Here is a 25,875-nt window from a genome sequence, read left to right as displayed (position 1 = left end):
TCATGGCAGACAAACGAGAGACCTTCGACCTTCCGTCCGAGTTCACGTTCACCGCACGGAGCCAGGGGCGAACGATCACCGAGGGTGACTTCAGCGCCATGACCAATCTGACCTGGACCACTGCGGAGTACCACACCAACAAGCCGCTCATGCTCGAGTCCGATTTCGGCGAGCGAAATCTTGCGGGAGCATGCATTATTGCCTTCGCTCTCGGGCTGGCGACACCGTCGGTGCGGCCTCGGCTCACCGGCCTGGGCGTGAAGCTGGTCGCCCTCGCCGGCTACGACGAGGTTCGGTTCAGTTCGCCGTTGCGGCCGAACGATACGATCTACGTCGAGACCAAGGTTCGAGACATCGTCAAGACCAGTCGTCCGCACCTCGGCGTCATCAACTTCGAGGACTCGGTGGTCGACCATGACGGACGTGCACTCTGCACGTATGTGCGCAGCGCCTTTTGTGACGTCTCGGAGTCCGCGCTATACGCTGACCCTTCTATAGGCCGAGCCGACTGAGAGTCCGGACGCCGATACGCGAAGGCAGGGAAGGACGATGATGAGCGGGGACAAGACTCCCGATGTCAAGGCTAATTGGTATCGGTCCGGCGAGAGTCTGCCGCCGGTGACGACTTCACGTCCGGTGCCCGCCAAGTCGTCGTTCCTGCTGGCGGAACAGATCCTGCAGGACATCGTTGACGACAATCTGGAACCCGGTGACGCGCTCCTTCCGGAGAAGGCGATGGTCGAGAAGTACGAGGTGGGTCGTGGCACGGTTCGCGAGGCACTCCGGCTGCTCGAATACCAAGGTGCGATTCAGATCAAGCAGGGTTTGAACGGTGGCCCGTACGTCCAGCTGCCGAACTCCGTTCACTTTGCGAGCACGATCGGCTTCCGGATGCAGCTCCAGCGGACCCCGTTTCGCACCATCGTAGAGGTTCGCACGGCGATGGAGCCGATGATCTGCCGGCTGGCCGCTGAGCGGATCTCCGATACGGCGATCGACGAATTGCAGCGGACGATCGATGAGATGAAGGTGATGGTCGACTCGCACGAGGACAGTCGGCGATTCAACGATCTCAACACCCGATTCCACAACGTCGTCGGGTGGGCGTCGGCCAATCCGCTGTTCCAGCTGCTGGCGGATTCTCTCCTCGACATCATGGACGGCGCGGTCGTCGGGTTGCGGTACTCGGAGGAGAGCCGAGCAGGTGTTATCGCGGCGCACGAGGCGATTGCCGCTGCGCTGCGTGAACGTGACCCGGATCAGGCGGCGGCAGCGATGACCGTGCATCTCGAGCAATGGGAGAAGTACGCCAACAAGATGTACCCGCAGGTGCTCGAGGAAACCGTCCCGTGGTCGTGGGCGGGGGCCACGCACAGGGGCGGATCTCCGCGCAGACCCGCTTAGCAGTCTTCGACGGGCGTCGGTCCTAGTGGGCCGGCGCCCGTTGTCATGTCCAGGGACTTCCCGAGAAATGCTGCGCTGGTTCGCTTCGGTCGTCGCGGCGAATGGTGTCCGATCCGTGAGTAACGCATAACCTGTTGACTATGTGCATAGTATGGCTATATCGTGGTCTCGTGACCGGAATCACTCCGGACGGTCTGCAAGGTAAGACTCCGACACGCCGCTTGCGGCACTGGTCGAGGTTGCGGCGGCGGGGATTGATGACGCCGTCGATTCCATGAAATTCCATGACATCAAAATATTTCCCTGCTCAGGCGGATGCCGTGAATACATCGCGCCATGGGAATCGTCGAGGGTCCTCGGATTCTCCGATCTGCAGTTACACAGGAGGAAAGGCAATGCCGCCACCCACCCGGAAGCTCGATGAGCGACACGGTTCGAAAAGATTTCCCGCAGTCCGGTCGCTTGCGGCGATCGGCGCCGTGGCCAGCCTATTTCTCGCGGGTTGTGCGGCGACAGATTCGGACGAAGAACGCACGGTCCTGCGATTCGCCGACGGTTATTCACTCGGACATCCGGTGACAAAGAACGGCTCGCTGGTATTCGTCGAGGAATTGGCGAAGAACGGGCCCGCTGTCGGCATTGATCTGGAGTTCTTCCCGAGCGCTCAGCTCGGCAAACTCCAGGACGTCCCCACAATGCTCAGCTCCGGGATCGCGGATATCTCGGGTGTGGTCCCCGCATACCTGTCCTCGTTGATCCCGATGTCCAGCGTGTTCGACCTTCCCGGTTCCACCGAGGACTCGTGCGCGGGCGCACGTGCCGTATCCCGCTCGGTGGCGGAGGGAACGGTCCTGCGTGAGAAAGAGGTCGACAAGCTCGGCATCGTCCCTTTGTGGAGCGTCTTCCTCCAGGGTTACGAGCTCATGACCACGGGCGACGAACCAGTCATGGATCCAGCGGAGGAAAAGGGAGCGATCCTTCGCTCTCCGGGCGGTGCGGTCGACCGCGTCGTCGACGAGATGGGCGCCGCGGGTGTGGGCATGCCGCTCGGTGAGATGTACGAGGCACTGTCGCGAGGCACCGTCGACGGAACCGTGGCAAGCCCGATTTCCATGGCGCCGTACAAGTTGAGTGAAGTGCTGTCGCAGAGCACGATCGGCGCGAATCTCGGCGCTGTCACGGTCCTCTACTCGATGTCCGAGGAGACGTGGAACGCACTGAACGCCGAGCAGCGACGTGTCGTCCAACAGGCCGCTGCGGCAGCCGAACTCAGCGTCTGCCAGAGCCTCAACACGTTGCTGGTCCAGTCCCGCGATGCTATGGCGAAGGACGGAACGAACCTCAATGTGCTCACACCAGAACAGCAGCAGGTGTGGAGCGCGCTCGGTGCCCCCGCTCGCGCGTCCTGGCAATCGGATCTCGATTCGATGGGGCTTCCCGCGACCGAGGTCCTGATGGACTGGGAGCGCGTTCTCGCCGAGGAGTCCGGAAATGAGTGACAATCACAGCAACCCCATGCTGGTCCGGCTCAACACCACCGGCGATGCCCGTCGGACCATGTTCGGTTTCGAGACAGACGACCACCCCCGGCTCGACCGGTTCCAGAATGCGCTCTCGGCGGTGGCGGGCGTCATCGCGGGCGCGTGCGTTGTCGTGCTGGTCCTGCTCACTTGTCTGGAGGTGTTCGCCCGGACAGTCTTGAGTCAGCCGCTCGGATGGAACGTTGCCTTCACCGAGAGCTATCTGATGGTAGGTGCCGCGTTCTTCGGCATCGTGACGGCCTATCGAACAGCCGCCCACGTCGCCGTGACAAGCATTTTCGAGAAGCTTCCCTTCTGGTCACAGAAGGGCATGGTTGTCATCACACACGTTCTCGTCACGGTCGTTTTCACCCTGCTCTTCTGGTACGGGCTCCTGGCTACGCTCGAATCGGTGGCGATGAACGAGATCCCACCTCGCGGGTCGGCAGAGCTGAGTATCCCCGACTGGATCTGGAAGTCGTTCGTTCCGATCGCCTCGGCCATGGCGTTCGTCATCGCGGTGATCGACCTGGGTCGTGAGATCGCCGCCGGCCCAAGCGTACTGGCAACCGACTACGACCCGGGCGACGTCATCGTGGAGGCCGAGTAATGAGCGCACTACTGATATCCCTGCTGCTGATCGCACTGATTCTGCTGAGGGTCCCCGTGACCTTCGCGATCATGGTCAGCGGTCTGGCCGGGCTGATCGTCATCGGTCGCGGAAACGTCATCGACGGTGTGCTCGAGACGATTCCGGCCAGTTCTGTCACGAGTTTCACGCTGAGCGCGATCCCGCTGTTCATTCTCATGGCGCAACTGGTGCTGGTGTCCGGAATGCTGGACACTTTGTTCGACGCTGCCCGCGCCGTCGTGGGCCGGGTACGCGGCGGTACCGCGGTGGCCGCGGTAGGCGCGGGTACCGCGTTCGCCGCGGTCTCCGGATCCTCGACCGCGTCGGCCGCAACGCTTGCGCACGCGTCGACCGGAAAGATGATCGAGGAGGGTTACCACCCGCGCACCGCCGGCGGCCTGGTCGCGGTGGTGGGAACTCTCGCCGCGATGGTTCCCCCGAGCATCGCCCTGGTCTTCTACGCGATCACCGCGGAGACGAGTGTTGGTGAGCAGCTCGTTGCCGGCTTCTTCCCCGGACTGCTGATCGCCTTGGCGATCATCGTGACGATGTATCTGACCATCGCTCGCAACAAGGACTCGGCACCGGCGGGCGAGGCCACGCCGATGTCGGAGAAGGTTGCGGCGAGCCTCAAGGCCTCTCCGATCGTCGTCGTCTTTCTGGCAGTCGTCGGCTCGATCTATCTGGGCGTAGCAACCCCGACCGAAGCGGCTGCCCTCGGCTGTCTTGCGGCGTTCCTGCTGGTGGTCATCAAGGGCCGGTGCAAGATCGTGCCGCTGACCAAGGCTGTCATCGACACCGTCAAGTCGTCGGCGATGATCTTCGCCATCGTGATCTCGGCACATGTGTTCGGGCACTTCATCACCGAGACCCAGGTAGCGCCGGTCATCGTCGACTGGATCGAGGACCTCGCGTTCCCGGCTCTCGGAGTCATGCTGGTGGTCGGACTGTTCTATGTCGTCCTCGGCTTCTTCATGGACCAGATCGCGATCATCGCGCTGACCGTGCCGATCATGGTGCCCGTCGTCGAAGCACTGGGGTACAGCCCGGTCTGGTTCGGCATATTCGTGGTCCTTCTCGCCGAGGTCGGGTTGGTGACACCGCCGCTCGGGTTGAACGTCTTCGTGGTTGCCAAGGCGGCGAATCGTCCTGTCGGTGAGGTCTTCAGAGGAGCTATGCCGTACGCGGCCGGACTTCTGGTGTTGGGTGTGATCTTCCTGATCTGGCCCGACATCGTTATGTGGGTACCGGAATCGCGCTGATTTTGCGCGTGCTGAATCGAAGTCGGACAGGGAGGTCGTATGACCAGCGTCAGCGACCTCCCCGTACCGACGGCCGGGTGGCTGGTCCGTGGTGGTCCCAGGATCGGCTCGGAACCACACGCTGGTCAGCGGCCCGTCCTGCTCGGATTCAGGCCGGGCAGGTCACTGATCGACTCGCATCGTGAAGTGACCGACAACGAAAGTGAGACTCTTCATGACAGACCGGTCAGCCACTGAGATGGTGGACACCACCACCCCCACCTCCTACCAAACACCGGCGAATCAGCGTCGGCGAATCGTGTTGTCGAGCTATCTCGGAAATACCGTCGAGTGGTACGACTTCTACATTTACGGGATCGCCGCAGCGCTGTATTTCCCCTCGATCTTCTTCGCGAGCAGTTCGCCGCTCGTCGGAGCGATCGCGTCATTCGGCACCTTTGCCAGTGGGTTCCTGGCGCGCCCGATCGGTGGTGTGGTCGGTGGCCATTTCGGCGACCGGTACGGCCGCAAATCGGTCCTGGTGGTCAGTATGACCATGATGGGCCTGAGCACCTTCGCGGTCGGGATCATGCCGGGACAGGCCACCATCGGGCTTGCCGCGCCCATCCTTCTGGTCGTCCTGCGACTCGTACAGGGTTTCGCGGCAGGCGCCGAATGGGGTGGTGGAATCCTCATGATCGTCGAATCCTGCAGGCAGGACCGGCGAGGACTCTGGGGTGGCATCGGTAGCGCGGGTGTTTTCTGCGGCGGTGTGCTCGCAACGCTGACCTTCACGGGAATCAGCAGCCTGCCCGACGGTATGGACGAGTACATGTGGCGAGTTCCGTTCCTCGCCTCGGCGGTGCTTGTCGTGATCGGTATGTGGATCCGCCTCGGAGTCGTCGAATCGGCCGCGTTCAGGAAGTCGGAAGACGACGGCGAGGAGCACGAACGCACGCCGCTGCTCGACCTGTTCGGCCGCTACAAGCGTCAGGTATTCGTGGCAATCGCGCTCTCTGCGGGTGCGAATATCGCATACCAGATCTACATCACCTACGCGACGGCGTTCACCCGGGCGGTCGACGGCGACGTCGCCTCGATACTCGGTGCGCAAACCCTGGTCGGTGTGCTCGCGCTGGGTCTTACCCCCTTCTTCGGATATCTGTCCGACCTGATCGGTCGCAAGGTGGTCACCATCGCGGGCTTCGCCTTCACCGTTCCGTGGGTCTATCTGCTGTTCGGTCAGCTGGCGAACGGTAGTTTCGGCACCATCCTCATCCTGCTCATTTTGTGCGAGGTTGGGCACTCCGCTGTCTACGGTCCGCTGAGTTCTTTTCTGGCTGAACTGTTTCCCACCCGAACGAGGTACACCGGTGTTTCCATCGGCTACCAGATCGGTGGTGCAATGGCAGGTCTTGTTCCTCTGCTCGCGGCAATACTCGTGGCGTCGGGCGGTACAGCGGCCGGGGTTCGCTGGGTTCCCGCTGTGGTGTTGGTGGCCGGGATCACCGGGATCGTTGCAACACTTCTGGTTCGAGAACCGAACAAGTCGAATTTGATGCGAGAGGCGAAGTGATGTCGGTTAACGGCGAATCGTACGAGGTCTATGCGTTGCGCTATGGCTCGGCGAAGACAACAAAGTCGTCGAAGTACCTGAACTACAAGGCATATGGGGAACCTGACGAAGAGATTGTCGCAGACTTCTATTTCTGGCTGGTGCGCAACAAGGACCGCACGATCCTCGTCGACTGTGGATTCGACGATGAACGTGCGCGTCCTCGGGGCTACTTCCAGACCTGCGACCCGGTCGAGTTGCTGGCACGCTTCGGAGTGACACCTGCCGAAGTCGACCATGTCGTCATCTCCCACATGCACTTCGACCACATCGGCAATATCGGTCTCTTTCCGAACGCGACGTTCACTGTGTCGCGGGACGAGTTCGACTTCTGGACCGGTCGGTACGCCAAGCGGAAGATGTTCGCGCTGTTCGCCGAGGCCGAGGAGATCGAGATGCTTGTCGAACTCGATCGGGCCGGCCGCGTACATTTCGTGGAGGGGGCGGAGGCGGAGACGATTTTCCCGGGCATCACCGTCACGCCGATCCGCGGTCACACTCCGGGCCAGATGATCACCGAGATCGAGAACGGGCAGCAGAACCTTGTGCTCGCGTCGGATGCCCTTCACTTCTACGAGGAGAAGGATCGAGATCGCCCCTTCTGGGTGTACTGCGACCTCGAGGGCATGTATGACGGGTATGAGCGTCTGAACGAACTCTCGCAGCGACCCGATACGGTTGTCGTTGCCGGCCACGACCCCGAGGTCATGCGACGATTCAAGATGATCGACGACGACTGCGTGGATCTCACCGTAGCGCTCGTGGAGTGATCTGTTGTTCGTGCTCTCGGGTGGTCATGTCACCCAGGTGCCGCGCGACACCAGGCTACGTGCACTGCCGAGATTGGCCGCATCGGAGACCGCCGGATGTGGGTGGATCTGCTCGAGAAAATCGCGCGTAGTGCCGAACTGGGGAAGCGGGATCCCTACTCCCTGATCTCCCGAAGATCGGCGTGGGCCAAGCCTAGACGATCGCATCGACGTATCAACGGTGCGACGATACGATCGGCCTCGGCTGAGCGGCCTGTCTGCCGCAGCGCGCCGCCGAGCAGGAAACCCGCACGCATTGCGGCCCGCGGCCTGCGCGCCGGGTCGATTCCGGTGACGAGAGCTTCAGCGCGCGTGGCCGCCGGTTCTGGTCGACCGGCCGCCAGTAGTAGCCGGACAGCGGAGTCCTCGTCGAATTCGTCTATAGCGGTGGCGATTCCGTCGTCGCGTCGGATCATTCGTGGACGCAGCACCTCTGCCGCCATGTCCGGAGCGAGAGCAACGCCGAGTCGTACCCGCTCGTTGCGGATACCGGCAGCTAAGCGGGGCAGGTCGAGACTTCCGGCGTGGGACAAACCCTGCTCGAGCAGTTCCAGAGCGCTGTCCCGGTCGCCGCGCAGCGCCCGCACCCGCGCGCCGGTGGCGTAGGTGGCCAGCATGAAGTCGACCGCCGCGCCGCGTTCGGTCGACAGTTCCCTGCTCTGCTCCAGAAGATCCGCAGCGGCGTCGAGATTGCCTGTCTCATACCGGAGTTCGCCGAGCAGTGCGCAGGCGAGACGGGTCGCGTGCGCGGCGGGACCCATCGTTGTGCGTGCGGTGTCGAGTGCGCCCGTGAACAGCTCCTCCGCGCCCACGATGTCGAGCTGCTCGCTGGCGGCGAGCCCGGCGAAACATTGCCCGTACACGGACAGGTACGGGCCGGTTGTCTCGTGATACGGCGCCGCCCAGAGCTGCCACTGCCGCGCCTCATCGAAGTCGAAGCGGTGAATCGCCGCGAAGGCTGCGACATTGGCGGCCACACCCGGAATGCGCGGGGAAAAGGTGTCGGGCCGCGTCAGCGCGTCGCCGATCAGGCCATCGAGCTCCGACACCCGGTCGGCGAACATCTCCCGGACGCTGATCGCGACGTCAGCCTCGGCGCGCAGATCGGCGAGTTCGGGCTCGGCCGGTGCGGCCGTGGCCAGCGCGGTCTCGAAGCGGGCAAGGGCGGCAGCGGTGGCCCCGGGTCTGCTCGGCACCAGGTTGATCCAGACGCCGAACAGCTGGATTCGGGGCCGGGCCCGGCACACTCCGGCGGGAAGTTTGGCCAAAATGCCTTGCAGCATCAACATTCTCGACCGCTCCAGCAGGTATCCCGCCCCTTCTTCGACGAGATCGGCCGCCCGTTCGGGGTCGTCGGCGGCCAGCGCGTGCTCGACCGCGTCATTGAGCAGATGGCGGTGTGCGAACCACTCAGCGGCCCGCAGCCGCAGCCCCGCGATCTCCTCCGGCCTGTCCTGAGCCAGCCTGCGGCACAGGTATCCGGCGAACAACTGGTGGTAGCGGTACCAGTCGTGGCCGGGGCCGATGGGCACCAGGAACAGCCCACGGTCGGCGATCTCGGCGAGAAGGTCGGCGGCGTCGGCGCGGCCGGTCAGTGCGGTGGCGAGACTGCCGCAGATGCGTTCGCAGATCGATGTCGTCATGAGGAAATCGAGCGTGTCCGGATCCAATGTGCCGAGTACGTTCTCGGCGAGGAACGCGCCGATGTCGGGGTGCGCGGCGAGGCTGTCGAGCAGGTGCGCCGGGTCCTCGCCCGCCCGCAGTGACAGCATTGTCAGCTGCAGTGCCGCGACCCAGCCGTCGGTTACGCGGGTGAGTTCGGCGATCTCGTCGGCCGTCATGTGCGCACCGCCCGCCTCGGTGAGAAACGCGCGCACTTCCTCGGGATCGAAACGTAAAGTCGCGGCATCGAGTTCGGTGAGTTCCCCGTGGATGCGCAGCCTGCTCAGCGGAAGTTCGAGTCGCGCGGCGCTTGTGACGATCAGGGGCAGGTGGTGGCAGCCGTGTTCGAGCAGGAACCGGATCGCCGCCACCGAGGCGGGGTCGGTGACCCGCTGCCAGTCGTCGAGTATCAGCGTCACCCGCCGGTCGTTGGTGTGCAGGCCGTCGACGAGCGCGGTGAGTACGGCGCGGGTCGGGTCGTCGGGATTGTCTTCCAGCAGCCGGTCGAGATCTTCGGCGAGCGCAGGGATGGCGGGGCGCAGCGCCTCGGCCAGGTGGGTGAGGAACCACGCGACATTGTCGTCGTCCTCGTCGACGGTCAGCCACGCGACCGCGGCGCCGTGCGCGACCAGCTCGTCGTACCACTGTGCGGCCAGGGTGGTCTTGCCGAATCCGCTGGGTGCGTGGATGGCGGTGAGCCGGGTGCGTTCGCTCGCGCGCAGCTGCTCGAGCAGTCGCTTTCTGGCGAGGGTGGCGCGCGCGGGCGTCGGTGGGCGGTATTTTGTGGCAGGCGTCGGCGGCGCGGTGGTGCGTTCGCGGGTCCGCACTGCCGGTGCGATCGGCACCGCGACCGGACGCTGGGTGCTCGGGACTCGTAGGACGTCAACCTGGCTGCCGGTACTGCGCTGGGCCGCAACCAGTTCCGCGCCGAAAGCGGCAGCGCTGTCGGGCCGGTCGCCGGGGTCGGTGGCCATCGCGTGCTCGATGACGGCCCTGACCTCGTCGGGTACATTCTGGTCGGTGAGGTCGGGTCCCGGCTGCGCGGACACTCGCAGGAACTGTGACAGCACCTGCTCGCCCACCCGCCGCTCATAGGCGACATGCCCGGTAAGCGCGCAGAACAGGGTGGCGCCGAGACCGTAGATATCGGCGGCGGCGGTCGCCTGCGCGCCGCGCAGGACCTCCGGCGCGGCGAAAGCGGGGGAGCCGGTGACGATTCCGGTGGCCGTGTGGAACCCGCCCTGGATCCGGGCGATCCCGAAATCGGTGAGCTCGGGTTCGCTGTAATCGCTGAGCAGGATGTTGGACGGCTTCACGTCGCGATGCAGGATGCCCTCCCGGTGCGCGGTCTCGAGCGCGCCCGCCATCTTCACGCCGAGCCGCAGCGTCGCTGCCCAGTCGAGCGGTCCGACAGAATGAATACGCTGTTCGAGCGAGCCGCGCGCGTGATACGGCATGACCAGGTACGGGTGCCCGCCGTGGGTGGTGCCGGCTTGGAAGACCGCGACAATGTGCGGATGGCCCGACAGCCTGCCCATCGCCTGCTGCTCGCGCACGAAGCGTTGGAGTCCGTCGGGGTCGAGTTCGGCGGTCAGCACTTTCACGGCGACGACGCGGTCCAGGTCGGGTTGTGCGCACCGGTAGACCACTCCGAAACCGCCGCGCCCGATCTCCTCGGCGTCCTCGAAGCCCTCGGCGGTCAATTCCGCCGCGATCCCCGAGGCCGAGCTGCGCTGGGTCGGCATGTTGTCGGCCATCTCGGCTCGATTCGGTCACGGCCATCCGGCGGTACGCTGATGCGCTCGCCTCTATCGAGGATAGCCCCGCAGCCGATGTCGTTCGACGATGTCAGCCGCGTTTCGGATCGGTAGGGCATCAGTCGGCCGCGGCCTGACCAGGCGTTGACCCGGCCACGTACGGTGTTCACCCGGTCAGGGCAGCAAGTACAAGCGTTCGTTCGGCAGTCGGGGAAGCCCAACGCAGCGCCCGGAATCGACGGCGACGGTACAGGGCCGGCGGGCGGCCATGTCTTGCACGAACACCAGCGCGGCGGTCAGACAAGCCGCGAAATCCATTCGCACACTGGCCAATTGGATAGTGAGGTGGATATCGGGTTCCTCCGGGCACGGTGACCGGCCGCCGAGATTCATTCGGGGTGCTTCCCTGGTAGGAGGATGCCCTGTTGATCGCCGAGCACGTCGGCACATCCTTTCGCAGGACGGTCGGACGGTGCAGGCGTCGACGCGCGCGCGAGTGCGATGTACCCGCGGTCGGCTACGCGATTCTCCTTCTCGACGAGGTCCGCCAGGCGAGGGTCGTCGGCGACGGCGCGCTCGAGGATGCTCTGGTAGTGGATCAGTTCGTAGTGCAATTCAGCGTGGGACGGCACGCATCCGAGCGCGGGCTGGTCACCGCCCTGGGCGTGTCGCTCTATCGCTTCGATTGTCGCCATCGAACGAGCCGACTGAGAGCTGACCAGTCGGCGAGGGAAGAACAAGCTCGTAGCCCAGGTGACCGCGACTGCGGTGACAGCGCCGACGACGGTGTCCAGGACGCGGTCGTAGGTGAGATTCGCGACGGAACCGCCGCCACCGCTGGCTTGGACCGGCAACAGTGCCATCGGGGTGATGAAGATCAGCGCCACCGCGTAGTTTCCGGGAATCGCCAGATAATGACCGACCATGAAGACCAAGACGGCGGCGACCGTCCACCATGGCGACAGGTTCAGCGCTGAAACCGCCCACACGAGAACAACTCCGAGCAGCGTGCCGACGGCGCGGTTCAGGGCGCGCCGAGTCGTCGCGACCCGATCGCGCCACTGGTTGATGACGATCGTGGCGGTCAGGATCGCCCAGTACGGGTGGCCGATTCCAACTGCGTGACCGAGGTAGCCGGCGATGCCCGCGGCCAGGCCCATGCGCCAGGTGGTGAACCATGCCACCGAGTCGAAACGCATCGCGTGGGAGACAAGGAAGCGCCAGCTCGGCCGCGTAGGTGACCGGGATACCTGAGGTGATATCGGATGTCCAACAGAGTCGAGGTGCGATCCGGAGGCGACCGTGTTGTCCAGGCTGTGAGTGATCTGGGCGAGGTCGGCGGCGAGCTTCTCGTGCGAGGGACCCCTGGCAGGCCAGGCTGACTCCAGCGTGAGCCAGGCGGTGTTCACGACTTGGTAGGCGGCGTTTCGGGCCAATCGTTGTTCAGCACTACCGACCACGGCTTGGTGGTAGAGATCGACAGCCTTGCGCGCTGCCTCGACCGCCCGCTGTCCGGGCCCGTGCGGGTTGAACAGCAGCGGCAGGATCAGAAGCACCGAGGCCAACCCCGCGGCAAACGCGGTGACGGCGACCATGCGCCAACCGACGTGCTGATCAGCACCGAAGAATGTCCCCAGCACGGCCGCGTAGAACAGCATGACCGGACTCGGGCCCGGCGTGAGCACGAACGTGTAGTAGAGCGCGCTGACAACAACGATCACGAGGACACTGGCCGGCACGATCGCCCAAGAATAGGGGGCCACGAGCACACCGATCGCCATCGACGAGGTGAGTGCGGCGGTGACCAGCGCACTGCCGCGCACGCGCGCCCACAGGGGACGTCCGTTCTCCCAGTACGGCATCAACGCGCCCATCAGGGCGATCAAGCCGAGCTGTGGGGTGAACACGAGGCAGCTGACAATCACGGTCGCGGCGGTGACCGCCGCCGAGCGCAGCGACGAGCCGAGCACGCCCGGCGGGTACCGGGATAGGAATGGTCCTCCGATCGCGGGCGAGGTCTGTTTCCCCACGCTGCGCGATAACACTGAGCTCCAGCTGTGGCTGGTCCGCGACATCATCGATCACGTCCTTTCCACGGTGCTGATCGATCCCGCAGTGCCCCATGATCTGTGGCAGATGACTGCGGCCCGGGTGTCCGGCGCCGCGATGATCGATACAGGTAATTGCCGACGAGGACAGCGCACACAGCGCCGCTGACGAGCACGGCGATGGTGAGCGCGATGCCGATTCCTTGGTTCGTCGGAGGCATATCCGCGGCGAGATGAGCGGCGAGGACCGCACCGGATATAGCGCTGCCGAACGCGCCGCCGACCGTCCGTAGCACCTGGTTGAAGCTCACCGCGCTGCCGAGTTCCTCCATGGCCACGTTGCGTGCGATGAGAGCAGGCATTGCCGCGTAGGTGGTGCCCATGCCGAGGCCGAACAGCAGCATGCCCACCAAGATTTCCCACAACTGATCGTGCGCGAACCGCAAGAGAAGAGCGGAGGCGGCCATCACACAGGCGCCGACCGGCAGGAAACTCGTCATCGCTACCCGCCGCGACACCACGCGGACGATCCGGTTCGCGCTCAGGCTCCCGACCGACAGCGGAAGCATGACGAAGCCGGCCCAGAACAACGGAAGCTCGATTCCGTAGCCGGTCGAATGCGGTGCTTGTGCGATGAGACTGGAGATCGACAGGCTCATGTAGAGCGCGGTACCGAGTCCGATCGCGGTTCCGTTCGCGAGCAGGACGTCTCGATTGCGGATGACCCGCAAGTTGATCAGTGGGTTGCTCGCGCGCAGCTCCACCCAGACCCATGTCCCGAGCAGGGTAAGGGCGGCAGCTCCGACGCCCAGGGTCGGCGCGGACAGCCAACCCCAGTTCGATCCCTCGCTGGCGGTCAGGAGCAGTGCGCTCAGACCGAGCCCGAGACCGATCGCCCCGGGCAGGTCGAAGGCCGGGCGCGGTATTCGAGCATCCGAGCCGTTGGGAACCGCGACCCACAACACCGCGGCAGCGCTGAGGACGAACACCGCCGCGAAGCCGAACGCCGCACGGAAGCCGAGGAGACTGGCGAGTATCCCGGTCAGTGGGTATCCGACTCCCAGTCCGGTAGCCACGGTCACGGAGAGGGTCGAGATCGCCGGTGTGGTGGCCGCCGGTGGGAGGTAGCGGCGCGCGAGCGCGATCGTCATAGGGACCACGCCGTAGGACAGGCCCTGCAAACCGCGGCCGACCAGGAAGATCGCGAAATCGGTCGCGGTCGCGGCGATGATCGAGCCGATCGCGATGACGATCAGCGAGATCAGCAGGATCCGCTTCGTGTGTGGCCCGTCGCTCAGCCGTCCCATGATCGGCGTCGCGATCGCCCCGACCAGGAGGTTCACAGTCAGCATCCACTGCGCGGAGCTGACCGAGATGGCCAGGGCGTCCGCGACTGTCGGGACCAGCAGCATGCCGAGTGAGCTGACGACAGCGCTGGTCAGCGCGGCGTAAACGAGTGTGGGTAGCAGCCACCGACGCGCCGTGGCCTTTCTCATCGGCTGTCGTGCGCAGACGGCTCGGCCGGACGCCTTCCCCGCGGCGGGTATCGGGTATCGGCGCGCGTGGTCATCAGCGCACCTCGAGCGGTCCGAACACCTTCGGGTCGACGAGGGTGGAAGTGTCGCCGAGGTCGCGACCCTCGGCGATATCGCGGAGGAGCCGTCGCATGATCTTGCCCGAGCGTGTCTTGGGCAGCTCGGCGACGATCGTGATCTGCTTCGGCTTGGCGATGGGGCTGATCTCCTGCGCGACAACAGCCTGGAGTTCGGCGACGAGGGTGGCGCCGGTGTTCTCAATGCCTTCGCGCAGGATCACATACGCGACAATGGCCTGGCCTGTGGTCTCGTCGGCCGCGCCGACGACGGCGGCCTCGGCGACACCAGGGTGCCCGACCAGGGCGGATTCCACCTCCGAGGTGGAGATGCGGTGGCCGGAGACATTCATGACGTCGTCCACCCGGCCGAGCACCCAGAGGGCGCCGTCTTCGTCGTATTTGGCGCCGTCGCCCGCGAAATACCAGCCCTGGTCGGCGAAGCGGGACCAGTAGGTGTCGCGGTAGCGGTCCATATCGCCCCAGATGCCGCGCAGCATCGACGGCCATGGCTGGTCGATCACGAGATAGCCGGAGTTGCCCGCGTCGAGTTCGGTGGCGCCGTCGTCGACGATCTTCGCGGATACTCCGGGCAGCGGCGCCATCGCGGAACCAGGTTTGGTTGCGGTGATTCCGGGCAGCGGGGAGATCATGATCGCCCCGGTCTCGGTCTGCCACCAGGTATCGACGATGGGGGCGATGTTGCCGCCGATCACCTCGCGGAACCACTTCCAGGCCTCAGGGTTGATCGGTTCGCCGACCGAGCCGAGGAGCCTGATCGACGACAGGTCGTTGGCGTCGGGAATTTCCCTGCCCCACTTCATGAATGTGCGCACCAGGGTGGGTGCGGTGTAGTAGGTGGTGACACCGTACTTGGCGATGATCTGGAAGTGGCGGTGCTCGTCGGGGGAGTTGGGTGTGCCTTCGTAGACGACCTGGGTGACGCCGTTGGACAGCGGGCCGTAGACGATGTAGCTGTGGCCGGTGATCCAGCCGATGTCGGCAGTGCACCAGTACACATCCTGGCCTGCCTTGTGATCGAAGACGTTGTGATGGGTGTAGGACGCTTGGGTGAGGTAGCCGCCGGAGGTGTGGATGATGCCTTTGGGTTTTCCGGTGGTGCCGGAGGTGTAGAGGATGAACAGCGGATGTTCGGAATCGAACGGCTGCGCCTCGTGGCTGTCGGACGCTTTGTCGACGGTCTCGTGCCACCACAGGTCACGGCCGTCGGTGATGTCGATGTCCACGCCGGTGCGCTGGACGACCAGGACGTGCTCGACCGAGGTGGCGCCCGCATCCTTGGGGTCCTCGGCTGCGCCTGCCAACGCTTCGTCGACCGCGGGCTTGAGGGGTGCGGCCCGCCCTCGGCGCCACTGTCCGTCGACGGTGACGACGAGCTTGGCCGCCGCGTCATCGATCCGTGAGCGCAGGGCACTGGCGGAGAAGCCGGCGAAGACAACCGAGTGTGTCAGGCCGAGCCGGGCGCAGGCCAGCATCGTGACAATCGCCTCGGGGATCATCGGCATATAGATCGCGACGCGGTCGCCGGCGACCAAGCCGAGATCGCTGAAGGTGTTGGCGGCCTTGCTCACTTCGGCGAGCAGATCGTGATAGGTGAGATCACGAGTGTCGCCCGGTTCGCCCTCGAAGTGGAGGGCGACCCGGTCGCCGTTACCCGCGAGCACGTGGCGGTCGACGCAGTTGTAGGCGACGTTGAGGCGTCCGTCGCTGAACCATTTCGCCACCGGTGCGTCGGACCAATCGAGAACCTCGGTGAACGGTACGTCCCAGTGCAGCCGCTGAGCCTGCTCCGCCCAGAACACGAGACGGTCCGCGTCGGCGGCGGCGTGTAGTTCTGGGCCCGCGTTCGCCGCGGCGGTGAACGCGGCGCTCGGCCGGAATACGTCGTGTCGATTGTGCACTCTGGCTGTCACAGTTCCTCACATCGTGTCAACAAACTTCGAGATTTCTTGATCGGGCAGCTGAGTCCTCGGCCGGACACTGAAACCACGGCACGTGTCATCTCACGCTCGATCCAGGAAGAACGAGTACGGGCTGCCGAGCAGATCGCGGCTGACGATCACCTTCTGGAGCTCGGTGGCGCCCTCACCGATTCGGCGAACCCGCAATTCGCGATACCACCGCGCCAGCGGCATCTCCTGCGATAAACCCATGCCGCCATGCAGCTGGATCGCGCGATCGATGACCCGTGAAGAGGCTTCGGTAGCAGCGATCTTCGCCAAGGCCGCCTCGGTATGGAACGGGCGACCCGCGTCGGCCGCCGCGGCCGCGTTGAGAACCATCAGCGTCGCGAAACGGATGTCTTGCTCGTTCTCCACCAACATCCAGGCGACCCCATGGTCCTCGGACAGTGATTCACCGAAGGACTCGCGCATCTTGGTCCACTCGATCGTCAGATCTTGGGCTCGCACCGCGAGTCCGATACATCCTGCGCTGTACGGGATCCGATCTCGGCTCAGCTGCTCGTCGGCGAGCGGGAAACCACGGCCGACCTCGCCGAGGATGTTCGCCGACGGCACACGCACGTTATCGAGTCGGATTTCCGTCTTCGGGTGCGTCGATCGAATCGTGTGGGCGATCCGGCGTACATGGAACCCTGGGGTGTCGGTATCGACGATAAAGCAGGTCAGCTCATCGCGTCCTGGACCGCCGGTGCGCGCGAGCACCAGCGTGAACTCGGCCTCATGCGCGGAGCTGATCCACAGCTTGTCGGTGTTGATGATCCAGTCGTCGCCGTCCTGCACCGCCCGGGTTTCGACGTTGCGCCCCGGATCGCTGCCGCCGGTCGGCTCGCTCAGCGCGAACGCCACGCGCTTGTCACCCTCGATCGAGGGGATGAGGTACTTCTCGCGTTGCTCCGGCGTCGCCCACGCGGACAGCAACGGAATCTGACCGGCTTGCCCGAAGACGTCATAGCAGGGGGCATAGAGGCCTGCCCGATGTTGCGACATCTCGATCGCGAGCAGGCACCGGGTGGCCAGGTCGATGCCGGGGCCACCGTCCTTCTCCGGAAGATCGAGATTGAACAGTCCCATCTTCTTCGTCAACGCGGTCAGCCGCGCGTATTCCGCTGTGGGAAGCCTGCTCTCATCCGGATCCAGCTCATCCTCGAGCGGCCGGATCTGCTCGCGGACGAACTTCCGGACGGTGTCGACGATGGCGTGTTGCTCGTAGGTCAAGCCGAACATCACAAATTCACTCCTTGAAACGGTCGAATTCGGCGAGAGGCGCGGCTGTGCCGGGTGCAGTCGCCCCACGACGGAAATCTCCCTATTGGACACGCGTCGTGGAGATTCGGAAGGTCACGGAATGGGGCGCTTCAACGCATCGGCGAAGTTGCGGCGCGCGTAGACTTCCCATTCAGTCAAATGCAAAGCCATTTTTTGGTATGCGGCGTCGGGATCCCGCTCGCGCAGAGCGTCGTAGATCAGCTGGTGATCCGCGATCACGCCCAGGTACCGGCGAGAGGAATAGCTCATTCCCACGACCGCACCATCCATGATTCCGTGTAGGGAATCGGCAAGATGGTGGAACAGGGGATTCTCCGACGACCACGCGATCACGCTGTGGAAGCGGGTGTTCAAATCGTTGAACGCAGCTACTTGACCGCGGTCATGGAATATCTCGCGCATTCCGGTGATCGTCCGCTCGAGCTCGTCGAGAGCCTCGGGGCTGATCCGCTCCGCGGCGAGCTGGCAGATCATCGGTTCGATGGCGGAACGGACCTCGACGATCGCTTCGAACGGGGTTCGCTCCATCCGCATCATGAACGAGATCGTCTTCGCGAAGTGCTGGGAGTCCGGAGCCTGCACGTAAGGACCGCCGTTGAGGCCCTGGCGGATCTGGATCGCGCCCTGGTACTCGAGCAGGCGTAGCGCTTCGCGAACCGTGGTCCGGCCCATCCCGTACTTCTCGACCATCTCCTTCTCGGGAGGCAACGGATCTCCCGGCTCCAGGTGTGCCTCGAGGATGTCGTTCAGGATCGTCTCCGCGAGCAGAAATGACGACTTCTCTCGTCGTGGCGGCGTGCGCTGCACCGACGGGGGAGTCGCAGCCTTGACAGCGGCGATGAGGCGAGAGTCGTTGCGTTCGGCGCCGTCGACTGGCCGCCGATGGTCGGGCATAACAGGTATCTCGCGAGACATAGGGTGCTCCTTCGATCTTGTGAGTGAGCCATGTCGCGGTGGACTCGTCGGCCTGACCGACATGGCCTTCAGTCAGAAAACAAGTGTCCCTGTTGCGGCCGGTCGGCCGTTCCCATGAACGTCGAGCGCTGAACAACGTGCGACCTTCGACCGCGTCAGTCAGCCGCTGAGATCGAGTCGAATATGCACATGTTATCCCAGAATCGAGGGCATCGTCAAGGTTGCCACCCTGCGTGCGCGACGAGCTTGTTCGCTCGAGGATCTCGGGCTATGTGCTGCACCGATGGTCGGTATCACCGCTGTGAACTGGCTATTTGTTGATCATCCTCGCGCCCCTAGAGTCCGGTCCATGATTTGCTGCGCTTTTCGCGGTGTCGATCCTAGGGGGTTTACAAACTATGAAATCAGGTGCAATATGTGCATGTTCGTAGTGAGGCAGAACACAGATTCTGCTGGAGGGGATCGACTCTGATCGAGCGATCGTCCCCGAGGTATCGGGCGGCTGGCACCCAGTTGGGGCGCCACACAGGATCCCGAGATCACACAGTGCCGACCGAGTCGATCCCCACATCGGAGTGTGCGGCGCCCACAAATAAGGAGTTGCGATGCAAGGCTTGACATTCGAAGGCGACCGGCGGGTTGCTCTCGCGGACTTCCCGGACCCGACCCCGGGCCCCGGTGAGGTCGTGGTGCGTGTCATGGCGTCCGGGATGTGTGGCAGCGACCTGCACTACTACCGAGCGGAGGCCGACAGCACGCCTCCCGAAAGCCGTTGCATCGGTGGGCATGAGCCCGCGGGCGTCGTGGAATCGCTCGGCCCGGGAGTCGGCGACACTCAATTGCGGGTCGGACAGCGGGTCATGGTGCACCACTACTCCGGCTGCGGCACGTGCGCGAGCTGCCGGTCGGGCTGGACACAGATGTGTACCTCGGGCCCCGTGAAGGTCTACGGAAAGAATGCCAACGGCGCACACGCGCAGTTCATGAAAGTGCCTGCGGCATGTGCACTTCCGCTATCGGACGCGCTGTCCTACGCCGCCGGCGCAGCCATCGGGTGCGGTACCGGCACCGGTTGGGGTGCGCTCGAGCGCCTGGGTGAGGTGGGCGGGCTCGACCTCGTGGTCTTCGGGCAAGGTCCGGTCGGCCTGTCGGCCACCATGTTGGCAACAGCGCGTGGCGCCAGGGTCATCGCCGTCGACCTCTCCGACGACAGACTGGTACAGGCTTCGAGGTTCGGTGCCGCGGAAACGGTGAACCCGAACTCGGTCGATCCCGTCGAGGCGATCCTGGAGCTCACCGGAGGTGTTGGCGCCGCCGCCGTCGTAGAGACCTCGGGGTCGACCGCCGCCGCGACTGCCGGGATGGCCGCGCTGGCCCGCTGGGGTCGACTGTGCGCCGTGGGCTTGGGCGGCACGGTTTCCTTCGACGTCCGTACGTTCCTCTCACGGCAAATCACCGCGATGACGTCGTGGTCGATGTCGAGCGTCCAGCAGATGGCTTGTGCCGACTTCGTCGCGCGCCGGAATCTGCCGGTCGACGACTTGTTCACCCACCGCTGGTCCCTGGACCAGGCAACCGAGGCCTACCAGGAATTCGACAAGCAGACAGCGGGCAAGGCTGTCTTTCTCTTCTGAACTCGTGCAGGACATCCAGAAATCAGTGCAGAACACCCCGATACTTTCACCGGAGGACCAGGCCATGGCATCGACCAAGAGCCCGTTGCGGAGCAGGCGCAACATCAACCGTTCAATCCTGACTGCCGCCGCTGTCGCAATGTCGCTAGTACTCACGGCATGCGGGAGTTCGGGATCGGGCCCTACCGCCGAATCGGGTCCGCCGATGGCGGCGAGCGATACCGAGTGGAACGCGCTCGTCGACGCAGCCAAAAGCGAGGGCGGCCTGGTGGTGTACTCGTCGCTGAGCGGCGTGGAGATCAGCTTCGAAAAGTTCGAGCAGGCGTACCCCGAGATTCCCGTCACCGTCGAGCGGGCGCCTACCAGTGACCTGATCACCCGGCTCGACCAGGAAGGTGCGGTCAACGCACAAGGCGCCGACGTCACCATGCACTCCCAGTCCGGCTGGTTCGACACGAGCAACGAGGCGAGCCGGTTCGCGGCTCTGAAGGTCGGTCCCGAGCAGGCAGCCGCGGGCTGGGAGAAGCACCTCGCTGGGCAGAGCTATCCCTTCGTCTTCTCCAACGCCTACATCGTCGGCTACAACACCAAAACGGGCCGACCGGTGAAGAACATGAGCGAGTTCCTCGACGTTGCCGCGAACGCGAAGATCGGCATCATCGATGGCGAAATCTCCACCGCCCAGTCGTTTCTGTACTCCCGCTGGCAGAAGGAGTACGGCGATGATTTCTTGAAGCGTCTCGCCGGTCTGGACTACACCGTCTACAGCAGCAACGTGCCGCTCGCCCAGGGTTTGGCCGCCGGCGAGATCGACTACGGCATCGGATTGGCTCCCTCGACAGTGCTCGACCTGAAGGGGGAAGGCGCCCCGGTCGACTACATCGTCCCCGACGAGGCGACCTCGGGCGTGCCGTATCACGCTGCCGTGCTGAACAATGCGCCGCACCCGAACGCCGCGCAGTTGTTCGTCAACTGGCTGATGAGCAAGGACGGAGCGGGGCAATTCGTCGCGCACCATTCCCCGGCGTCGACCCCGGTGGCAACGACGGGATCGATCCCGTGGGGCCAGATTCCGACGCCAGAGGACAGCGGCTGGACTCAGCAGAACCATGACGAGTTCATCAAGTCCGAATGGGCGCCGCTGTTCGGATGAGTTCACCGGGCGTGCCCGCATGGCGCGCATCCCACCACGAATCTGCTTACGCCCGAAGGGGTGACCCGTGACCACCACCACTGCCACAGCCACCACTACCAACACCGAAGATCCCACCCGAGGGTCGATCTCCGGCCTGCTCACCAGGTACGGCGGTAAAACCGCCTGGTACGCATTCGCAGTCGGCCTCGCGCTGTTCGTCCTCGCACCCATCGTGCTGTTCTACGCCCGAGCTTTCGGCGACGACGCCGCGGCCATCCGCGGTCTGACGGAGGTCCCGCACCTCTCCACCATCCTTTTCAACACTGTTGCGCTGGCCGCCGGAGCGACGCTCGTTGCTGCGGTTCTCGCGGTGACCCTCGCGGTCCTCGTGATGCGCGTCCCCGTCCGATGGCGAGGTTTGGCCGCGTTCCTTCCTCAGCTCCCCCTGGTTATTCCCCCGGTGGCGAGCATCGTCGGCTGGATCTTCATCTTCGCCCCAACGGTGGGCTACGGCAATGCGCTTCTGCGGAGCCTGCCCTTGTTCGACCGGATGAGCGAAGGTCCGATCAACGTCTATTCGATGCCCGCGATCATCCTCATCACCGGCACCGAGCTGACCGGTATCGTCTTCGCCTTCGTTTTCGCCAGGCTGCACGAGATCAGTGGCAGCCTCGTCGCTGCCGCCAAGCTTTCCGGTGCCTCCGCGTTCCGCAGCTTCATCACCATCACGCTCCCGCTGTTGCGTCCTTCTCTCGTGGCATCACTCGTCGTCGCGTTCCTGCTCGGGCTCGGTCAGTTCACCGCCCCGTTGCTGCTCGGCTCGGCCGATGGCATCGACGTGCTCACCACGGAGATCTTCCACATCCGCGAGAAGTTCCCGATCGACTATGCCGCAACCGCGGCGCTGGGACTGCCGCTGCTCGTTCTCGGGATCGGTTCGATCCTGCTTCAGCGAGCCGTGATCGGTGACCAAAGACGCTATGTCACACAGGGAGTCGGCGGGAGTGTCTCGGTGCAACCCTCGCGTTGGGCTTTCGCGGCGGTCGTCGGCTATGCGTTCGTCACGTGCGTCCTTCCACTGCTCGCCATTACGCTGGTCGCCTTCTCGCCCTTCTGGAACGGCGATCTCGCCAACCTGTCGTTCACGACGAAGCATGTGGAAGCGACGCTGTCCAATCCCGTTGTGGCCGGCGCCGTGTGGAACAGCATCACGACCTCCGTCATCGCGGCCCTGGTGGTACTTCCCCTCGGGTTCCTCGGGGCCCTCGTGATGAGCGGTGTCGTGAAAGCCCCGCGGCCCGTCCAGTACATTCTCGACTTCGTCTTCGTCGGACCGCTGGCGGTTCCTCGGGCCATGCTCGGGCTGTCGGTGCTCTACGTCTTCCTTCGACCGCCGTTCAATCTGTACGGCACATTGACCCTGTTCGTCGTCGGATACGTGTTCATCGTCTTGCCGTTCTCGTTGCGATCCCAGCACTCGAGCCTCGTCGGAGTCCATTCGTCGTTGTTCGAAGCTTCCAAAGTCTGCGGTGCGAGCCAGTTCCGCACCATTGTCCACATTGCGCTTCCGCTGACCAAGCGTGGAATGGCAGCGAGCCTGGCCGTCATGATCGTGCTCCTGTCCCATGACTTCGCGGTCTCGGTCATGTTGCGTTCGCCGGGCAACCACGTCATGGGCACTGCCATTTTCGAGTTCTGGGAAGGCGGCGTCTTCCCACAGGTGGCCGTCATGGCACTCGTGATGTCGGCCGTTACCGGAGCTCTACTCGCCGTCACCGTGTGGATCGGTGGCAGGTCAGCACTACAGAACATGTAAGGAGCAGGACATGGAACTCATGACAAATGCCAACACCGACACGATGACGCAGAAGGACAGTGGGCCACCGACAGACAGCGCCACCCTGACCGGAATCAGCAAGACCTTCGTCGCGAAGGGCAGGACCGTGCACGCGGTCAAGGATGTCGATCTCAGTATTCGGTCGGGCGAGTATGTCGTGATCCTCGGGCCGAGTGGTTGCGGGAAGTCCACCCTGCTGCGGTGTGTCGCCGGCCTCGAAACCCCGACCGAAGGGTCGATCAGCCTGCAGGGCCGCCCGGTCTACGACGCCCAGCAGCGAATCAACGTCAAGCCCAACGCGCGCCAGGTCGGCATGGTCTTCCAGAACTACGCGCTGTGGCCGCACATGACGGTCGAGAAGAACGTCGCCTACCCGCTGCGCATGCGCAAGCAGCCCAAGAACACCTGGGACAAGCGGGTCACCGATGTGCTCGAGGCTCTCGAGTGCGAGGCGCTGGCGAAGCGGCTCCCCGCTGAGCTCAGCGGCGGTCAGCAGCAACGCATCGCCCTTGCGCGAGCGCTGGTCTACGAGCCGGCGATCCTGCTTTTGGACGAACCGCTGAGCAACCTCGACGCGCTGCTGCGGGTCTCCCTGCGGATCGAGTTGATGAGGCTGCACCGTGCGCTGGGCTACACCGCCCTGCACATCACCCACGACCAGGAGGAAGCGCTGGAGATGGGAGATCGGGTCGTCTTGATGCGCGCAGGCAGCATCGAGCAGATGGGGCCACCCGAGCAGGTCTACGCGCGCCCGGTTTCTCCCTACGCCGCCCACTTCCTCGGGGTGCGTAACCAGACCTCGGTGGAGGTGATCGACGGTGTGCTGCGCAGCAAGACCGGCGTGATCAGCGGCAGCGCCGCGCTGGCTCGTGGGCGCGTCAACAACCAGAAGCTCGAGCTCTTCGTCCGTGGTCGCGACACCGACGTCTTCCGGCTCGACGACGACCAGAAGGCCTACGCGCAGGGCGACAGCATCGTGATGGAGGGCAACCTCGCCCAGGTCGTCCTCGGCGAAGGGGGCCGCCGCCAGTACATCGTCGATCTGGGTGGCACGCAGTGGTTCGCCCAGCACGCGCACGACCAGGACCTGCGTCCTGGCGATCCCGTCGCCGTCACGGTTCCGGTGAAGTCGGTGCTGCTTTACCACAACGAGAAGCTGATCTTCCCTGCCTCGGGTTAGCCACGCGGCCTCGGAGATCCGCCGTCACTGTGACGGTTACCAGACAAGTTGAGGAGAACGACATGGAATCAGCCATTCAACGGCGGGACCCGGCAGACGCCACAGCCTTGATCGGCGGTGCGTGGCGCTCGGGAGAGATCTTGCACGAGGTCCGCGACCCCTACCGGGGAGACGTCGTCGGCACGATGGCAGTCTCGAGTGAACGGGATCTGGGAGATGCCCTTGATGCCGCGCAGCGGGCCACCGCAGTGATGGCCAAAATGCCGGGCTATGAACGGGCCAGGCTGTTGCACCGCATCGCAGACAGCGTGACCGAGCGGGCGCAGCAGATCGGCGAGATTCTCGCGCGCGAGTCGGGGAAGGCGATCTCCGACGCCGTGAACGAGCCCCTGCGAGCTGCCGACACGATCCGCCTTTCGGCCGAGGAAGCCGTGCGGATCGAGGGGGAGCACATTCCCATGGATGCCTCTGCCGTCGGCGCTGGCAGCATCGGAATGACACTGAGGTTCCCAGTGGGAGTTGTCGCGGCAATCACGCCCTTCAACGGCCCGGTCCACCTCACAGCTCACAAGTTGGGCCCGGCATTGGCCGCGGGCAACAGCGTCGTTCTGAAACCATCCCCGAAAGCCCCGCTGTCCGTGCACGCGTTCACCCAGGCAGTGCTGGAAGCTGATGTCCCGGAAGGGGCGATCAACGTCCTGTACGGCGACACTGTGTCGCCCGGCCTGGTCAGCGATCCGAGAGTCGACTTCGTCAGTTTCACCGGGTCCATTCCGGTGGGTAAGGCGATTCGCAGCAGCGTCGGAATGAAGCGTGTCGCATTGGAACTCGGCGGGGTCGGGCCAACTTTCGTGAGCGATGACGCGGACCTCGCGGTCGCGGCCAAAGCCTGCGCTCGCCACGCGATGATGATCGCCGGTCAGAGCTGCGTGTCGGTCCAGAACGTCTACGTGAAGCGGTCGGCGTACGAGGCCTTCCTCGAACTCCTCGTGAAGGAGATCGACGCGATTCGCTTCGGCGACCCGCTCGAGAAGTCAACCGAGGTTGGAACGCTCATCGATGTTGCCGCTGCGGAGCGCGTTCTGGGCATGATCGATCGCGCGGTGGCCGATGGAGCCACCATTCTGCGGGGTGGTCGCCGCAGCGGCGCGCAGCTGAATGCCACTGTCCTGACCGACGTCAATTCCGCGATGGATGTCGTGGCCGACGAGATCTTCGGCCCCGCGATGACTGTGCAGCCGTATGACGACATCGAGCCGATCTTCAGGGAGATAAGCCTGAGTCCCTATGGGCTGCAGTGCGGGATCTTCACCAACTCACTCGACCTGGCCATGACCGCGTTCAGAAAAGTCCGCACCGGTGGCGTCATCGTGAACGGCACGTCGAGGTGGCGGGCAGACCAGATGCCGTACGGGGGCGTCAAGGACAGCGGAATCGGCAGGGAGGGACCGAAGTATGCCATCCGTGACATGACCGAAGAGCGCTTGCTCGTTCTGAACTGACCGCCGGATAACCACGCAACTCGATCCTGGCCTCCCCGAGGCACCGAAGAAGCATTCTCCGACGAGCTCGGCACGTCGGCTGACGAGATCACACATCTGCACACGTTGGCGCCATCCGAGTGGAACACCGGCCAACACAGGCA

The 25,875-nt window shown here is 64.4% G+C and carries 18 protein-coding genes; 12 read left to right on the top strand and 6 right to left on the bottom strand.

Annotated elements, in window-relative coordinates; genetic code table 11:
* The first annotated feature begins 2 nt into the window (after nucleotides 1-2).
* The 7 genes from ACFWPX_RS01555 to ACFWPX_RS01525 all read left to right on the top strand — a co-directional run bounded on the left by ACFWPX_RS01555 (nucleotide 3) and on the right by ACFWPX_RS01525 (nucleotide 7,181).
* Nucleotides 3-512 (top strand): hypothetical protein, encoded by a 510-nt coding sequence (locus ACFWPX_RS01555; RefSeq protein WP_378924938.1) that lies wholly within the window; start codon nucleotides 3-5, stop codon nucleotides 510-512.
* A gap of 106 nt (nucleotides 513-618) precedes the next feature.
* A complete protein-coding gene (locus ACFWPX_RS01550; protein ID WP_378924936.1) occupies nucleotides 619-1,404 on the top strand; it encodes a FadR/GntR family transcriptional regulator in 786 nt (261 codons plus the stop codon).
* A 575-nt stretch (nucleotides 1,405-1,979) separates the two neighbouring features.
* Nucleotides 1,980-2,903, top strand: a complete 924-nt coding sequence (gene dctP, locus ACFWPX_RS01545; RefSeq protein WP_378924934.1) for a TRAP transporter substrate-binding protein DctP — start codon at nucleotides 1,980-1,982, stop codon at nucleotides 2,901-2,903.
* The gene (locus ACFWPX_RS01540; RefSeq protein ID WP_378924932.1) at nucleotides 2,896-3,534 is read left to right on the top strand and encodes a TRAP transporter small permease; all 639 of its coding nucleotides are present in this window, start codon (nucleotides 2,896-2,898) and stop codon (nucleotides 3,532-3,534) included. The genes dctP and ACFWPX_RS01540 overlap by 8 nt, the downstream gene beginning before the upstream one ends.
* On the top strand, nucleotides 3,534-4,817 hold the full coding sequence (locus tag ACFWPX_RS01535) for a TRAP transporter large permease (RefSeq protein ID WP_378924930.1): 1,284 nt from the start codon (nucleotides 3,534-3,536) through the stop codon (nucleotides 4,815-4,817). The genes ACFWPX_RS01540 and ACFWPX_RS01535 overlap by 1 nt, the downstream gene beginning before the upstream one ends.
* A 214-nt stretch (nucleotides 4,818-5,031) precedes the next feature.
* Nucleotides 5,032-6,372, top strand: a complete 1,341-nt coding sequence (locus tag ACFWPX_RS01530) for an MFS transporter (RefSeq protein WP_378924928.1) — start codon at nucleotides 5,032-5,034, stop codon at nucleotides 6,370-6,372.
* Complete coding sequence (locus tag ACFWPX_RS01525) at nucleotides 6,372-7,181, top strand: N-acyl homoserine lactonase family protein (RefSeq protein WP_378924926.1); 810 nt, start codon at nucleotides 6,372-6,374, stop codon at nucleotides 7,179-7,181. The genes ACFWPX_RS01530 and ACFWPX_RS01525 overlap by 1 nt, the downstream gene beginning before the upstream one ends.
* A gap of 155 nt (nucleotides 7,182-7,336) precedes the next feature.
* Here ACFWPX_RS01525 and ACFWPX_RS01520 read toward each other — a convergent pair whose 3' ends face one another.
* From ACFWPX_RS01520 to ACFWPX_RS01495, 6 genes are all read right to left on the bottom strand, one after another.
* On the bottom strand, nucleotides 7,337-10,639 hold the full coding sequence (locus ACFWPX_RS01520; protein WP_378924924.1) for a protein kinase: 3,303 nt from the start codon (nucleotides 10,637-10,639) through the stop codon (nucleotides 7,337-7,339).
* Between the two features lie 389 nt (nucleotides 10,640-11,028).
* Nucleotides 11,029-12,609: an FUSC family protein gene (locus ACFWPX_RS01515; protein WP_378924922.1), complete on the bottom strand. Its 1,581-nt coding sequence runs from the start codon at nucleotides 12,607-12,609 to the stop codon at nucleotides 11,029-11,031.
* Nucleotides 12,610-12,713: 104 nt separating this feature from the next.
* Nucleotides 12,714-14,183 carry an MFS transporter gene (locus ACFWPX_RS01510; protein WP_378924920.1) on the bottom strand — a complete coding sequence of 490 codons (1,470 nt, stop codon included), beginning with the start codon at nucleotides 14,181-14,183 and terminating at the stop codon, nucleotides 12,714-12,716.
* 73 nt (nucleotides 14,184-14,256) lie between these two features.
* Nucleotides 14,257-16,212: an acetate--CoA ligase gene (gene acs, locus ACFWPX_RS01505; protein ID WP_378924918.1), complete on the bottom strand. Its 1,956-nt coding sequence runs from the start codon at nucleotides 16,210-16,212 to the stop codon at nucleotides 14,257-14,259.
* Between the two features lie 90 nt (nucleotides 16,213-16,302).
* Nucleotides 16,303-17,487 carry an acyl-CoA dehydrogenase family protein gene (locus ACFWPX_RS01500; RefSeq protein ID WP_378926080.1) on the bottom strand — a complete coding sequence of 395 codons (1,185 nt, stop codon included), beginning with the start codon at nucleotides 17,485-17,487 and terminating at the stop codon, nucleotides 16,303-16,305.
* Nucleotides 17,488-17,601: 114 nt separating this feature from the next.
* Nucleotides 17,602-18,336, bottom strand: coding sequence for a FadR/GntR family transcriptional regulator (locus ACFWPX_RS01495; RefSeq protein WP_378924916.1), 735 nt, complete (start codon nucleotides 18,334-18,336; stop codon nucleotides 17,602-17,604).
* 713 nt (nucleotides 18,337-19,049) lie between these two features.
* Here ACFWPX_RS01495 and ACFWPX_RS01490 point away from each other — a divergent pair.
* The 5 genes from ACFWPX_RS01490 to ACFWPX_RS01470 all read left to right on the top strand — a co-directional run bounded on the left by ACFWPX_RS01490 (nucleotide 19,050) and on the right by ACFWPX_RS01470 (nucleotide 25,732).
* Complete coding sequence (locus tag ACFWPX_RS01490) at nucleotides 19,050-20,078, top strand: zinc-binding dehydrogenase (RefSeq protein WP_378924914.1); 1,029 nt, start codon at nucleotides 19,050-19,052, stop codon at nucleotides 20,076-20,078.
* A gap of 205 nt (nucleotides 20,079-20,283) precedes the next feature.
* Nucleotides 20,284-21,231: an ABC transporter substrate-binding protein gene (locus tag ACFWPX_RS01485; RefSeq protein ID WP_378924912.1), complete on the top strand. Its 948-nt coding sequence runs from the start codon at nucleotides 20,284-20,286 to the stop codon at nucleotides 21,229-21,231.
* 67 nt (nucleotides 21,232-21,298) lie between these two features.
* Complete coding sequence (locus ACFWPX_RS01480) at nucleotides 21,299-23,029, top strand: ABC transporter permease (protein ID WP_378924910.1); 1,731 nt, start codon at nucleotides 21,299-21,301, stop codon at nucleotides 23,027-23,029.
* A gap of 10 nt (nucleotides 23,030-23,039) precedes the next feature.
* On the top strand, nucleotides 23,040-24,230 hold the full coding sequence (locus ACFWPX_RS01475) for an ABC transporter ATP-binding protein (protein WP_378924908.1): 1,191 nt from the start codon (nucleotides 23,040-23,042) through the stop codon (nucleotides 24,228-24,230).
* Between the two features lie 62 nt (nucleotides 24,231-24,292).
* The gene (locus ACFWPX_RS01470) at nucleotides 24,293-25,732 is read left to right on the top strand and encodes an aldehyde dehydrogenase family protein (protein ID WP_378924906.1); all 1,440 of its coding nucleotides are present in this window, start codon (nucleotides 24,293-24,295) and stop codon (nucleotides 25,730-25,732) included.
* Nucleotides 25,733-25,875: the final 143 nt, after the last annotated feature.

Origin of the sequence: Nocardia sp. NPDC058518, assembly GCF_042719655.1 — a bacterium.
In the GTDB taxonomy this organism is placed as follows: Bacteria; Actinomycetota; Actinomycetes; order Mycobacteriales; family Mycobacteriaceae; genus Nocardia.
The sequence above is the reverse complement of the archived record's forward strand: the minus strand, read 5'-3'. Positions and strand labels throughout refer to the sequence as shown.